This window comes from Enterobacter sp. WI-ESBL-E8 (assembly GCF_053364895.1).
This window is the reverse complement of sequence record NZ_JBRWXJ010000001.1, coordinates 613,914-626,862: the sequence shown is the minus strand read 5'-3', so window position 1 is coordinate 626,862 and position 12,949 is coordinate 613,914. Positions and strand designations below refer to the sequence as shown.

The window sequence follows — 12,949 nt, the reverse complement described above, 5'->3', positions numbered from 1 at the left end:
GAGAGGGTTTCTAGCCCTCTCTATTTCTATTGATAGATTCAGCATTTAGATTCGTATCGTTCAATTTTACTATATTCTATAAATATTAACAGGATGTTGAACAATATCCTGTTTATCATTACATGTAGTTGAAGAGACCTGATTGGCAATGCTGATATTAGGAATAAATGACATCGATGTTTGTAACAATAAGAGTAAAACAAACGCAAGAAATGTTCTAAGGAGAAGTTCATGCGTCATTTTAATACATGTTACCTTACGATTTACTCCATCTCTATTTTTTCGAACTGCACAAAGATTTTCAACAATTAAATTTTTTTTGTATGCATCTCCGGCTCCCCCCCAAATTCTAACTAAATCTATCGTGTCGATTCTATTGGAAGCTGAAACTTTTAAGGTATTAAAAGCCCATAATGCAGCTCTAAGCAAATTAGAAAGTGCATACACAAAAATTGCAAATGACAAAAAATCCACAAAGGCATTATTTCCACCACTACTAATAATACCGGGAACTAACGAGACTAATACAGGAGCAAGAGCAGTAATAGCTGTTAAATATATTGCAGCTTTACTCTCAGCTCCTACTCTTCTTTGATTTTCTAATTCATTGAGTTTTTTTGCCTCATCAAGGGCTAGTTCACTTTCATTTGTCCAGTCAGTATTTTTAATAATTAAGATATCATTATCCAGCTTTTCTTGATCTTGTCTTATTTCTTCACTATTCAGTTCAACTAAAACTGGCCAAAAGAATTCTCTGATATCTTCAAAACTCATATCTACCGATCCTCATAAGTTCATCGACTATAGAACTAGCAATAGGAAGACCTGTCTGGTTTTCTATCCATGCCCATTGACCGTTAGGATTAATTTCTAAAAACCAAAAAACATCATCTTCGTCGCAAATAAAATCTATTGCCCCAAATCGAAGATTAAGTGATTCGACTAGATCTATACACTTAGAACTCAATGATGTAGGTAGCTCTAAAGGTTTATGTTTTAAGTCAATTCGAGACCCCTTGCGCCAGTCTACCTCTGTTTCTTTATGGCTTTGGGAGTAAATTGCAACAGAAAAAACTCTTTTCCCAACTACTGTTACTCTAACATCAAACTTTTTTATTATCTCATGCTGAACTATAATAGGTACCAAAGAAAGTGAACTCGAATCGGTCTCATCTAGTTGACCTAATCTGTTGGTAAAAATGATACTTTCAGCATCATTATTTATAAATAGAGCTTGTCGTAAAGGCTTAGCGATCATTTGAAAGCTATTGCTACAACTTTTTATTTCTTCAAATGAATTAGTGATGGTTGACTCTGGAATATTAAAACCCAAACGTTTGGCAACGACCAGTTGCTTTGGTTTATCTTCAGCTAAAATTATATTAGTAGGCGAGCAAAACCAAAAAGAATCAAGTCGCGAATAAAGACTCTTAAGGAAACTATTCCATTCTCCCTGAATGTAATCAGCAATACCAGGATCAGTTATTGAGGCAGGAACTTCGGGATTCCCAGGTCTACGAAAGTAGGCGGCTTTAACATCGATACCTTTTATTGTATTTCCATTAATAGATATACTCCAATCCATAAATGATGAATCTGACATAGAACAGTATGATCTTGGCAAGTCTTCTGTATTAAGACGGAAGTACTTGATGCCTCGTTTTTTTAACTCAACCACGATATAATCCATAGTTATATCGCGCTTATTAGTCACCAACAATATCATTAAATTAAACCTTCCCTTTGGTGATCATAAGTATGCATAGAGAAATCCTCATCTCTTTCTACTGAAACAAACGTTTTAATAGATAACTCCAGAATATTTCCTGCACACCAGTTATCATCGTCTCGTTCTTGGATTGTATCTGTTTTGGTCATTAACTCTAATAGGTGGTTCATACTTAAATCGGAATCATCCCTTTCTAGTTGAGCCTCTGTTTTAGTGGTTAATTCAAGCATAGAAACTGATGAATCATCATCGCTTTCTTGCCTTACTTTAGTTTTAGTTACTGTCTGTGTAAGAGTATATTTAGAGATTATTGGGATTTCTTTACTGTCCTCTTCAACTACCCAAAGATCTTGCTCATACGAGTACCAACCGGGAATGTTTTCCCCCTCTGTTCTCTCGGTAGCGAATCGAGCCAAAAACGGTAAAGCCAAATTATTACTTTTCATTTTATGCTCCATAGAGATTTAACGAGCCAAAATATTTAAAGAATTCAAAAGTTGAGTGTCGAGTGTTTCAGTTGCAGGAATAGGTAATCCGTTCTCAATACGGTAATTTTTCACAGACTGCCTCGTAGATGGTCCCATTATGCCGTCAATATTCCCATTGTAAAATCCCTTGTCCAGCAATGCGAACTGAACACGCATGATTAAGCGCTTACGCTTCTCTGTAGCAGAAGTAAGCCCATTACTTGCACGGTTAGCTTCTGTAGTTCCAACTGAATTCGTAGTAGTAGAGTTAATATTGTCGTTAGAACGAAGCGAACGCACAGAGGAAGAGGACGATGAGGAACTTGTTCCTGAACTTGAAGACCCAGATGAACTTGGTGAGCTGTATGTTTTTGGATAATAGGGAGTGCTGCCACCATAGTACCCGCCACCTGATGATGAACGGTGAGAACTATGGCTCCGATGGGAGCTATGACTGCGATGCCCTGCAATGTAGAATGGAACTTCGGTGTTAAGTGGGGCTATCACTAAATCATGTTCATTAAGAGTCATACCAGGCAAATCACTTGCTCCGGTAGATGAATCACTTGCCCATACAGAATTATTGAGTGCCAAAAACCCCGGAAGTAGAGCAGCAAAATTAAATTTTTTCATAAAATTGGTCTCGGTGGTTGATGAAAACGGCCCGTTGAAGAACTGAAATAACCAGCACAGGAAGACTTCTGAGTGCATTCATCACATTCTTTAGGATAGTAATTTTTCCAATCAGAGATCGACTGAGCAGCAAGCTCCCAGGCTCTTTCAGGAAGATGACACAAAGGATAATTAAAAATTGTTAGAGGTATACCTGACCTGTGTGCAGCGTCTATAGCGGAGGTTATTTTCTCACTATAGCTGCTGTGTTCAATGAAGATTGTTGACCAGTTTTTTCGCGCCCAACCGATAGATTCCAACCCCATAAGGGAAATCTGATTGATGTTGGAGAAAACACGGCCAACGAACTCTACGATGTCATCCAATTCCGTATAGTTAGCCAGTGTCGGAATAACTCTAAGTTCGATATTAATCCCTGAGTTCCCTGCATTGATTAACCCCTTAACCGTTTCATTAAATGCGCCATCACTTCCTACCAAATGATCATGCACAAGTGGTCTTGATGAGTAGAGCGGTATACCAAAGGTGATTTTTATCTTTTTACTTCGCTTTGCCATTTCATGAGTAAAGTTGGTATCAGCAAATTTGCGTCCATTTGTTAAAACATGCAAAGCAGTATCTGGTGAATTCTCGATGATAAAATCAATGAAGTTAAGGATATCATCTCCATACAGCAAAGGTTCACCACCGCTGACCCCAACTACTCCATTCAACCCAAATGAAGCGATAGCAAGAGCTGATTGGGTAAGTAGCCAGTCATCATTTGATTTCTTTGGTGGCTGCGAACAAAAGAGACACAAGTTATTGCAGCGTTCCGTTACTAAGACAGTATTATGATTGGCTCTGCGGGACAGAATAACGCGGATCATATTGCCATTGTTAATTACCCCAATATCTCCATCTTCAATTGACTCAAATAATTCAGTGCTAATAACAGAGTAATCAAAGCATGGTAGAATGGCATCATTATTGCTTTCAGCAACTACCAGCAAATTGGGCAAAAAGAATAAAGGGTTCACTGGTTTTTGTTTGCATAACCGATAGAACCCTGTGGGCACATTCTTTTTTGAAGCAAAATGAAAGATATCGTTCCTGATAACCTCAGACATATGCCCATCCTTTTAGCATCTCAGCCTTCGGACCACCTTCTGAGATGCAGTTCATCAGATACCTGAACATCCCCTTGTGATACTGACAAAACGTTGAACGACTCCTATCACCGACAGGCTCACCCTGTACACTTATGTTCTGGCATGGATCTGCACCGCAAAATGGTTGATATGCACATGTATCACAACCCGGCAGAGCACAATTGAACGATGAACTCAACACTGCGTTATAATAAGGACTCTTAGAAAATGATAGCGTTTTAACCTCACCCGCACTGAACTCCGTTTCAGGGTTCACCTTCTGCAACATACGGCTCTCATCGCTACCATATACTCGACCGTCATAATTGAAAAGAATACTGTTAAGCACGACCCCGCTTGGCGACTTTAAATCCGCATAACCACTAAAGCCGGGATTGAAGATCCTTTTCAGATGAATGGAGGCCGAATGTTCCACAACCCGTATCCCTTCATTATTCATCTTGAGAATTTCATCTATCAACGAGGCATAGAAACTGAAGTATTCCTCCATAGAAAATGTGAACGATGCTTTTTGTGCAAACCCATAGGGACTGACAGGTCGGATAAACATGTCCTTGATGCCAAGAGACAAGTGAGCCTTGACAATCGATTCAGGATGCCTAATGAGATCTTTAGTAACTGTAGTAACCGTTGCAACGCGACCAGCGCCTAAAGACCGTTTGATAGCCTCTACCCCTGACACTGTTCTACTGTACGCAAGCCCATGACCAAGAATTCGATTACTGTTGTGAACAACTTCCTCACCATCAAGCGAAACAGAGAACGTTATGTTCCTATCTCTCGACCATTCAAGCATATCCTCATTCAAGACAGACAGGCTTGATGCTACCACCATCTCAAAATCGGTGCTTCCCAGCGTTTCAGCACATTGCTCATAGATAGACTGAATTAAATCGAACCGCAAGAGTGGCTCTCCACCCTGTATCTCTATCTTGTAAGGTGGAGTTGATAGTTTTTTGATAGTAGAAATGATATCAGGGATGAGAGCGGGATCTAAATCATAACCAGAGGCGTTCACTGAAGCTCGACTGACCTGACAATACTTGCAGGTATGGTCGCAACGTAATGTGGGCACAATCATGAAAATTGGCCTGATAGCCAGTTCATTCATCAATCGTTTTGCAAAAGCAGAACTTAAAGCATAGGGAGCAATAGCTGATGAGCTTTCGTTGGTTATGAACAGCTTGCTTTCAAGTGCGTTTGATTGTTCCGCACTGATTTGCTCATCAGAAAGATCAAGCAGCTCTTGCTCATCAATGAAGTGATGAAAACCAGCGAGGTTGCTTATAAACACCTGTCCATTAGGCAATCTATCAAAATTGAATGGCATCAATTCCATCACGAAAGCCTTTCATCGACACTGCGAAGCACTTTATGGACTATAGAATCTCTCAACGCCCCTGTTTTATGCTGTAGTTTTTCTCGCAAAGTGTAATCATTCAGCAGCCTCTCGAATTCATAGAGGTATTCGGGGCTATCGTTTTCAAAAGAGATTGTCCAGGAGGATATATCTTCACAAAGCTTCCACTGAGTAAGCGAAGTCATCCAGTACAGGCTATTGCGTATAACCCATTCAGAATAAACATCTTTTTTTAAAACCATTTCGCACATTGCCATTGCCCCACAAAACTAATAATCACAATCAGCAACCGCTTTAAAGCGGATTTTTCCTATAGAAATGAGGATACACTATTTGAATTAAATGTTACAGGATGTTAGCAATAGAGTACCTTTTATGGTAGTGAGGTAAGTGGAGTGAACACGAGCATAGAAAAGATGTATTCGTATCTATTAAATTAAAAACCAAATTATAAAGCTTTGAACTCCAAAATGACATTTATGAATACGGCTTTAATAATCAGTTTCTGTATAACTGCATAAGATCGTTTGATTGCAGATTTCAACTATAAAATTCATTAAGTTAATTTTAACATTCGCACTCGATATTTTTAACAGTGTAAGAAACCATCGGTTTATGAAAAAAGTAATGTAAAAACTTTAAGTTACGCTCTATCGAACTAGAAAAAATGCTAAATCGCTCCAGCTATCAAAAAATGAAAATACCTTTTAACGCAGTTAAGATTTATCTTAAAACTGGTAATGTATGTTGGTGTCTTGCATTGACACATTTAAACCTCTGGAGAAGTTAATAATGGCAAAAGCACCACTTGGAACGACTGGCACCACAGGCGGTACATGCCCTGAAAGTGGAATCTGGACTGTTGTAGGAACTCCTTCAACAACTGCCCCGATTGCCAAGAACAATCGGTTTCCACCCTATGCAGGCAAATCGGTTACCTGGAAGCTAACACAATATGCTTAACATTGAGAGACCGCATCGCGGTCTCTCATCATAACTTGATTAGGTTGTTTTCATATGGTTTATATTGTTGCTGATAAGTTCTACTCAACAAAAGAAGAGATTAAAATCGAAGCCCAGCGGATACTCAATAAAAGTGTTTTGGGAAGTAAAATAGAGGGCGATGATTATCTTTTTTTGTTAAGCTTATTTCAAAATCATAGCGAATGGGAAAATAAAAGCAAAGGTGGATTTTCCGAAATTATTACTGGCAAAGCATCGCATGGTACTACTTGTTTTTATTTGAAAAAGGAAAGGAATTTAGAGGATATATCCTTTATACATGCAATAAAATGTTTAAAGCCTAAAAAAGGATAGTAATAAATGTGAGCTTTACTAACTAATTCCATACACTCCCTAAGCGTATGGAATGCTCTCAAACCAAGAATAGAAATTAACTATAACCAGCCATACTTTAATCTATCATACAAGCAAGCCAATTTTTTAAAATATGTTGCATAACTTGAATTATCAGGGTTTATTTTTTCAATATTACCTAAAAGAAACTCATAGGTAACATCGTGATCAAGTTTATCCCAGAGGAATGGAAGATAGATTGCAGCAGATTCAGGGGTACAATGTTCAATTATATATTTAGCATCCTTACCTTTGAACTTTCTAACATATGATCTAAAATAATTAGAGCATTGATAATTTTTGTCAAATCTTAAAACCCATTTATCAAGTTTTAATGATGAACTTTTGTATTCATCTAAATTTGTAATGCCTATTTCTCTTAAATATTTAAAGATGGGGATATTTGGCGAGTGTTTGCCTGCATTAGGGATAACGTTTTCAATGATACTACTGGCGTTATAATGTTTATTATCCCTCAACAAATCTTCGAATAAATCCAAATTTTTTATTTGCGTGTACCCGATCATCCCTACTTCGTCTTCCTTTTTCTTTGCGGCTGCCACTCCCACACCAACAACAAATTCAACATCTTCATGTTTTTCGACCTCATCAATATCTACTACATAGATCTTTTTCTCAGGTTCATTAGATTGAACTAAATTATAAAGCTCTTCCTTACAATATCTTAGTATTCTTGCAGGTATTTTCCTTTTATTTTCGTCTATAGCTTCATAAATTGGTAAAAAATCATCAGTTCGGATTAACGTAATAGGAATCTGCACACCATCAATCGCAGTATAAGTATCAGAGACAGTTGGTTCGTCGATACCTTCTTCGCGCTGAACAAATATCAAATTATTTCGAAGTTGATGTAGGTTCTCGCTGCCAATACATACAGAAATTGCACTAAGTAAATCGCTAATATTTTTATCAGAAAGAGAATATCCAAGGAATACTACAGGGTGCTCGACAAAAATCGTTATCAGTTTTGCTGCAAGATAAGGGTTTTTTAAATTAAAATCCGCATAATCATAGTCAGTTAAAACCAATGATTTGGGTTTATGTGCGCTACCATGTATTTTATATATTTCGGCAATAGATTGAGGGTTAGAAAAAAGCAATTCATTCTGACCTGTATAGACTTTATAGTCAGGGAAAAGTTGCTCTAAAAAACAATCCCAGTTTGTTGTTATTAACCCATCAACATTAAGGTTAGATAGTAAATTTATTTCCTGTAAATATTGGCTTTCATTAAAAGGCTTTTGAATTGCTTTAGTCAAAATATCACATATCTCAAATCGCATAGCAGAGGTTTTATCGGTAACCTTCTTACTAAACTTATCACGGCTTGATGAATATAGATCGTCTGTCCACCATTCATTATTGAAATCTTCGGCTATAAGCCGAGCTGCTGTAGGGTAAGTACCATCACCACTTGAAAGATAATATTCAAAAGGCTTTTTTACAGTGCAAAAAACTGATAGCAATGCGGCCCAGTCAGGCAGCCCAATGTATCTCCTTGAAAATCCAGAACCTACAAAAAGGAAGGGGCCTGCACTGCGTTGTCTAAAGATATTAACTAAAATTTCTTTTAACTCATTGTTAGTCATTGTAGCGCTCCACACATAAACTCTATGGTATAACAACCCATAACCCACTGTTTTATAAGAACTAAAGCAACAAAACAAAAATAAGTCTTTACTTTCCACCCTAAATTTATAAGATAAATCTGTATAAAAATCATCATAAAATTTATGTCTTATGTCTAACCTCTGAAGTTACCTTATCTATGAAGTTACCTAAATGCAGGAAGCTATATGAGCCAAAATAAAAGCGCCAAGACTAATGAACTAAAAAAAAATAAATTTGAGAACTTAAAAAAATTAGACTCCCTTTTCATTCTTTTTATAATTGTTGGTGCATGGATTTTCGGTCAAATAATTTTAAAAGACCCTCGTTTAATATTATTTTTTGAAAAAATTGGAAACATACCCGATTTTTTAAGCCTTTTCCCAATTTTTTCTAGCAGCTTGCTTATAGCCACTTGGTTTCTTTACAGAGGTAAATCCGTCAAATCACTAAATGATATAATTCTGTTTTTTTCTGTGAGTTATGCATTATATCTTTTCCTGTTCGACAATCAAGAATATGAAAAACTAAATAATATAAAAGAAGTAGTTAGTAACTCGTCCCTTTTCTTAGCAAAAATAGCAATACTTAATTGCTCCGTTGCAAAAACAATAATTACGCTATTCGAATTCATCATTGAATGGGCTAAAGAGAATTCAGAAAAAAAGATTACTTTTCAAGAAAAACAAAATGCTGAGGACAACAAAGCATCATCCTCTTGCGATACAGATGGTAAAGTGGAAAATTTTGAATTTAATTACAAGTATGAAAAATCACAAGGAAACAAAATTGAGCATGAAGAAATTTCCATAATGAAATTTGAAAGCAATCTGCAAAAAGATAGCAACTCAAGTGTTAAAAAACCAAGCAAAGATAATCAGAACTCAACCAACGAAATAAAAACAAACCCTATCAAAGATAAATTAATAATTTCTTTAATTATATTGTCTTTGATAATTTTAGCTTTCCCATTTTTACATGGCATATTTATTCACTTTCATCGCTAGACATTATATCGCCATAAAGTATTGCTATGGCCATAGCAAAGGATAATAAATCTATAGCCACAAGGCTTTCCTTAATCTCTGGGTGAAAGAAAAGAACATAGACATTAAGCATACTAACTAAAATTATAAATATAAATGCTCTAATAAATAATCTCATAACCTTCTCCTAATAATGATCGTTTTAATATTGATAACAGTTTAATGTAAGATGTCAATATTTACAGTAAATAAATTAAAGCAAGGGCTAACTCATCGAAGCTACGCTTCTTTGAGTTCCCTTGTTTTTCGCCCTACGGTTGAAAAAGAAGATCCGGGTCAAATTCAAAATATTGACATATCACATTTTTGAAATATAAATGTACAAAGTGCTGCAACGGAATTGCTCACAATAAAAGTAATACAAAACCTAATATACGAAAAGGAGCTTCTATGAAAGAAACTATAGGATTACCATTCTGTAAGAAAAACAACAAAGTCCCAGCTAAATCATTGCGTACTCATTGTGTCAGCGCCCGATTCAACCATGAAGAACTACAGCTTCTCAACACGAAACGCGGTGATAAAAGCAAGGGAGAGTGGCTTCGCTTAGCGTCCCTGGATAAGCTTCCTTTGTCCGTTCCTGCCATCAACATAGAAGCCTGGAAATCTCTGAGCGAAATTTCACAGAAGCTGAACAAGCTTGTCGCTCATCTGGATAACAAAAGCCAGGGTAGCTCTCTGACGCAAACAGAACTATTCGCAGTTAAGCGCCAGATCTCTGAGCTTCGCATAAATCTTGTCGGTGCAGATCTATGGGGAGAAAGAAATGAATGAAAGGGATGCAAAAAATCAAAAGAGGAAAAACCTTTAATGGCCTTATTTCTTATTTATTAAAACCTGCTTCACACCACAAGTCAGATCCGTATGTAGTCGGTGGCAATGTCATAGAAAGCTTCGCAGAAGCACTAAGTGCAGAGTTCAACGCTACGAAGCTCCTACGCTCCGATGTAAGTAAACCTGTATGGCATAACTCTTTACGTCTTCCTGTTGGTGAGAGTTTACCAATGCAGAAATGGAAACAGATAGCTGATGACTATATGAAGCGTATGGGCTTCTCTGAAACGCATCTACGTGCATACGTGCTTCATGATGATAAAGATGGCCAACATATCCATATAGTAGCAAGCCGCATTGATGCTACATCGGGGAAGCTCTACTTAGGTAAAAATGAGAACCTTATCAGCACCCGTATCATCCAGGATCTTGAAAAAGACTATCAGTTAACAAGAACCAAAGGAACTGATGCCCTGAAACCTTCAACCTCACCTGCCAAACGTAAAAAATCACGTAGTGAAGCAATTATGGAGAAAAGGACTGGTGAGCTATGCCCGAAAACCATCATCCAAAACGCTCTGGAAGTATTCCTTGCCGATAAACCGTCAACCACTGAGTTTGTGCATCAGCTTGCCGCACAAAACATCAGAGCAATCCCGAACATCACTTCTACCGGACGCATGAACGGCTTCTCATTCGAATACAACGGAATTGCTTTCAAAGCATCTCAATTGGGAAAAGGGTATTCCTGGTCTGCCTTGCAAAGCAGAATCGACTACCAACAGGAACGTGATAATGCTTTCCTGTTTAAACTGAAATCATCTGTCAGAGAAACATCTGTTAGTGCAACTCATGATATGGCCATAACTACAGATGCTCCTGAAACCACGACAGAATACTTTAACCGCCCCATAGAAGCACTTATCCTCGATAAACGAGCTGCTGGTCAGGACGAATACTCTATCTCTTCTGTCGAAGCGCTTCTCCCAGAAGCTGTTGCAACTAACAAAGAAGCGATAGCAACCGAAGCGTTAAATGTAGCGCCCAAGCGAAGCGATGCAGTGTCAGCGTTCAGGTGGTTGGAATACATCCCCTACCTCGATTTAATTTATCGTATGTTGAAAAACCTCAAAATACCAACCCTTAAACGCCCTCGAAAACACAAAACCATCACTGGCGTGAGAATGATAGAGATAACATCATCACCCCCCAAAACTGCCATTGAAACACCACATAAATCGCACAGAGCTTCGCTTTCAATGTAGGGCTAGCAAGCCTTTTTTGATAGGTACAGACCAATAAGTTGATCGCTTATACCGATCGATAATCTAGCGTTGATAGCCAATATCTATCATTAATCTTTAATCGATCGGTACAAGTGATTTGCCTTTCCTGTAAACCCAGTCAAAATGTGATTTCACATCAAAGAATATAACAGACTGATTTAACTAGCCTATTTACGTATTCAACTAACATGCAGGTTTTGAAATGGCAGATACCATCTCATCTGTAGTCCCTGATTTCTTCATACATCGAATATGAATTTAATATCTAACACAAAGGAACTTGTATGAGCATCTCCACCACGAAACGCCGCAATGAAGAAGTCAACGTTGGTCTTTCTGATCGTCGGAAAGCAGAGATTACAGCCCCAAAGTTTGATCTGTTTGGTGAAACTTTCGAGTTTGCGGAAATTTTCTCTGCGACTGTCATCAGTTCCAACCCAACAAATGCTCAGATCTTGGTAAAAACAAATGATGGCGATGAAAAGCAGATTTCAGCCTATGGTATCGCGGTCAGGAACTCACACAGGATTCGTCTATACGAGCTTCGAAAGTATAGCAACGATAACTCCTGTGTCGTATATGCCGATGCGCTCATTATTAATTCAAACACGGGTGAATATAAAGTAAACTTAAACAGGAAAACCGTCATTATTCCAGCTTTTCTGACAATGCTATTTCATAATGCTTCGACAGCATCTTTCTTCAGAGTAATGCCAGTTCCGAAGTGGTTTTATATTCTCTTCACTTTGCTTTGTTTGGCTTCTTTCATTGCATTTTGCTCATTGCTTGTGGGATTCAAAGATGGATATGTGTGGGATGAGCACAAGTATATGTGGCTCACATATTTCCTATCAAGGATCGGAAGCTTCGTTTGTATCAAATGGATTAAAAGAAGAAGCGCTAGATTTGATCATGAAATCAGAAATCTTATCGATTTAGTAAAAAAATAAAAATAATAAGCAACAAAGAGTTAGCCCGTAGATTCGTACTACGGGCTTTTAAAATAATCACAACCCATATTTTCTTTTCTTCTCTTTGATGGATAACGATCTTTTTAGGGTCGAAGCCTCATATTTCCTTTTCTCATTAGCATAGACTTTCTCTGTTCGGCTACCATTACTGACTATAAAGTTAATCAATGAAGAACATACATTTTTCATACGCTCTTTGTTGATCAAATCATCATCCAGTTTATTTATATGACTATAATAAGAAAGTAGCAGAAAGGTTAAAACAACCTCCCTGTTGGAGAAGGTCATTTTTTCGATACCACTTTGGTATTTGATATAAAATCCTACACAAAAAAGATATGATTGTTCTATAATTCGTTGCTCTGAGAAACCTGATTCAGCGAGTTTATCAACGAATCGATCAAGCAGAAGTAAATACCTTTCCATTAAGTTAATATTTGTGTTATCCATAATATGCATCCTTGCAATAGTGAAATTTTGTCGCCCTGACAAGAAAATAAATAACATAATATTTTACCATGTCAATAGCTAAAACCTATCAATTCTA

Annotated in this window: 15 protein-coding genes; 5 read left to right on the top strand and 10 right to left on the bottom strand. The window is 37.4% G+C overall.

Annotated features, from left to right (window positions below):
* Window positions 1-69: 69 nt before the first annotated feature.
* The 7 genes from ACWHWP_RS03025 to hxsD are packed head-to-tail and all read right to left on the bottom strand — an operon-like array spanning window position 70 to window position 5,591.
* Complete coding sequence (locus ACWHWP_RS03025) at window positions 70-774, bottom strand: hypothetical protein (RefSeq protein WP_023279396.1); 705 nt, start codon at window positions 772-774, stop codon at window positions 70-72.
* Window positions 764-1,678: a hypothetical protein gene (locus ACWHWP_RS03020; protein WP_223332485.1), complete on the bottom strand. Its 915-nt coding sequence runs from the start codon at window positions 1,676-1,678 to the stop codon at window positions 764-766. The genes ACWHWP_RS03025 and ACWHWP_RS03020 overlap by 11 nt, the downstream gene beginning before the upstream one ends.
* 47 nt (window positions 1,679-1,725) lie before the next feature.
* Entirely contained in the window at window positions 1,726-2,175 is a 450-nt protein-coding gene (locus ACWHWP_RS03015) for a hypothetical protein (RefSeq protein WP_000841452.1), read from the bottom strand.
* Between the two features lie 18 nt (window positions 2,176-2,193).
* A complete protein-coding gene (gene hxsA, locus ACWHWP_RS03010; RefSeq protein ID WP_097410502.1) occupies window positions 2,194-2,829 on the bottom strand; it encodes a His-Xaa-Ser repeat protein HxsA in 636 nt (211 codons plus the stop codon).
* Entirely contained in the window at window positions 2,826-3,938 is a 1,113-nt protein-coding gene (gene hxsC / locus ACWHWP_RS03005; protein WP_097410503.1) for a His-Xaa-Ser system radical SAM maturase HxsC, read from the bottom strand. The genes hxsA and hxsC overlap by 4 nt, the downstream gene beginning before the upstream one ends.
* Window positions 3,931-5,319 (bottom strand): His-Xaa-Ser system radical SAM maturase HxsB, encoded by a 1,389-nt coding sequence (hxsB, locus tag ACWHWP_RS03000; protein WP_007705390.1) that lies wholly within the window; start codon window positions 5,317-5,319, stop codon window positions 3,931-3,933. The genes hxsC and hxsB overlap by 8 nt, the downstream gene beginning before the upstream one ends.
* Window positions 5,319-5,591 (bottom strand): His-Xaa-Ser system protein HxsD, encoded by a 273-nt coding sequence (gene hxsD / locus ACWHWP_RS02995; protein WP_172911671.1) that lies wholly within the window; start codon window positions 5,589-5,591, stop codon window positions 5,319-5,321. Before hxsD ends, hxsB begins: the two co-directional genes overlap by 1 nt.
* Window positions 5,592-6,357: 766 nt before the next feature.
* Between hxsD and ACWHWP_RS02990 the strand changes: the two genes are divergently transcribed.
* On the top strand, window positions 6,358-6,657 hold the full coding sequence (locus tag ACWHWP_RS02990; RefSeq protein WP_028014135.1) for a DUF3223 domain-containing protein: 300 nt from the start codon (window positions 6,358-6,360) through the stop codon (window positions 6,655-6,657).
* 80 nt (window positions 6,658-6,737) lie between these two features.
* Here the strand turns inward: ACWHWP_RS02990 and ACWHWP_RS02985 are convergent, their stop codons facing one another.
* Window positions 6,738-8,306, bottom strand: a complete 1,569-nt coding sequence (locus ACWHWP_RS02985; RefSeq protein WP_447855025.1) for an SIR2 family protein — start codon at window positions 8,304-8,306, stop codon at window positions 6,738-6,740.
* Window positions 8,307-8,513: 207 nt separating this feature from the next.
* On the opposite strand from ACWHWP_RS02985, the gene ACWHWP_RS02980 reads away from it, so the two are divergent.
* Window positions 8,514-9,332, top strand: coding sequence for a hypothetical protein (locus ACWHWP_RS02980; RefSeq protein WP_097410466.1), 819 nt, complete (start codon window positions 8,514-8,516; stop codon window positions 9,330-9,332).
* Here ACWHWP_RS02980 and ACWHWP_RS02975 read toward each other — a convergent pair.
* Window positions 9,313-9,489 (bottom strand): hypothetical protein, encoded by a 177-nt coding sequence (locus ACWHWP_RS02975; protein WP_157918888.1) that lies wholly within the window; start codon window positions 9,487-9,489, stop codon window positions 9,313-9,315. The genes ACWHWP_RS02980 and ACWHWP_RS02975 overlap by 20 nt on opposite strands.
* Before the next feature lie 272 nt (window positions 9,490-9,761).
* On the opposite strand from ACWHWP_RS02975, the gene ACWHWP_RS02970 reads away from it, so the two are divergent.
* From ACWHWP_RS02970 to ACWHWP_RS02960, 3 genes are all read left to right on the top strand, one after another.
* Window positions 9,762-10,145: a hypothetical protein gene (locus ACWHWP_RS02970; RefSeq protein ID WP_010617511.1), complete on the top strand. Its 384-nt coding sequence runs from the start codon at window positions 9,762-9,764 to the stop codon at window positions 10,143-10,145.
* Window positions 10,142-11,410 carry a relaxase/mobilization nuclease domain-containing protein gene (locus tag ACWHWP_RS02965; RefSeq protein ID WP_097410465.1) on the top strand — a complete coding sequence of 423 codons (1,269 nt, stop codon included), beginning with the start codon at window positions 10,142-10,144 and terminating at the stop codon, window positions 11,408-11,410. Before ACWHWP_RS02970 ends, ACWHWP_RS02965 begins: the two co-directional genes overlap by 4 nt.
* A gap of 305 nt (window positions 11,411-11,715) precedes the next feature.
* Window positions 11,716-12,381, top strand: coding sequence for a hypothetical protein (locus ACWHWP_RS02960; protein WP_032739152.1), 666 nt, complete (start codon window positions 11,716-11,718; stop codon window positions 12,379-12,381).
* A gap of 57 nt (window positions 12,382-12,438) precedes the next feature.
* On the opposite strand, the gene ACWHWP_RS02955 is transcribed toward ACWHWP_RS02960, so the two are convergent.
* Window positions 12,439-12,852 (bottom strand): hypothetical protein, encoded by a 414-nt coding sequence (locus tag ACWHWP_RS02955; protein ID WP_023329948.1) that lies wholly within the window; start codon window positions 12,850-12,852, stop codon window positions 12,439-12,441.
* Between the last annotated feature and the right edge of the window lie 97 nt (window positions 12,853-12,949).

What these genes read in the sequence shown, in the direction of transcription:
- ACWHWP_RS03025 (WP_023279396.1), bottom strand. Translation starts at nt 774, where the DNA reads ATGAGTTTTGAAGATATCAGAGAATTCTTTTGGCCAGTTTTAGTTGAA.
- ACWHWP_RS03015 (WP_000841452.1), bottom strand. Translation starts at nt 2,175, where the DNA reads ATGAAAAGTAATAATTTGGCTTTACCGTTTTTGGCTCGATTCGCTACC.
- hxsA (WP_097410502.1), bottom strand. Translation starts at nt 2,829, where the DNA reads ATGAAAAAATTTAATTTTGCTGCTCTACTTCCGGGGTTTTTGGCACTC.
- hxsC (WP_097410503.1), bottom strand. Translation starts at nt 3,938, where the DNA reads ATGTCTGAGGTTATCAGGAACGATATCTTTCATTTTGCTTCAAAAAAG.
- hxsB (WP_007705390.1), bottom strand. Translation starts at nt 5,319, where the DNA reads ATGGAATTGATGCCATTCAATTTTGATAGATTGCCTAATGGACAGGTG.
- hxsD (WP_172911671.1), bottom strand. Translation starts at nt 5,591, where the DNA reads ATGTGCGAAATGGTTTTAAAAAAAGATGTTTATTCTGAATGGGTTATA.
- ACWHWP_RS02990 (WP_028014135.1), top strand. Translation starts at nt 6,358, where the DNA reads ATGGTTTATATTGTTGCTGATAAGTTCTACTCAACAAAAGAAGAGATT.
- ACWHWP_RS02985 (WP_447855025.1), bottom strand. Translation starts at nt 8,306, where the DNA reads ATGACTAACAATGAGTTAAAAGAAATTTTAGTTAATATCTTTAGACAA.
- ACWHWP_RS02980 (WP_097410466.1), top strand. Translation starts at nt 8,514, where the DNA reads ATGAGCCAAAATAAAAGCGCCAAGACTAATGAACTAAAAAAAAATAAA.
- ACWHWP_RS02975 (WP_157918888.1), bottom strand. Translation starts at nt 9,489, where the DNA reads ATGAGATTATTTATTAGAGCATTTATATTTATAATTTTAGTTAGTATG.
- ACWHWP_RS02970 (WP_010617511.1), top strand. Translation starts at nt 9,762, where the DNA reads ATGAAAGAAACTATAGGATTACCATTCTGTAAGAAAAACAACAAAGTC.
- ACWHWP_RS02965 (WP_097410465.1), top strand. Translation starts at nt 10,142, where the DNA reads ATGAAAGGGATGCAAAAAATCAAAAGAGGAAAAACCTTTAATGGCCTT.
- ACWHWP_RS02960 (WP_032739152.1), top strand. Translation starts at nt 11,716, where the DNA reads ATGAGCATCTCCACCACGAAACGCCGCAATGAAGAAGTCAACGTTGGT.
- ACWHWP_RS02955 (WP_023329948.1), bottom strand. Translation starts at nt 12,852, where the DNA reads ATGGATAACACAAATATTAACTTAATGGAAAGGTATTTACTTCTGCTT.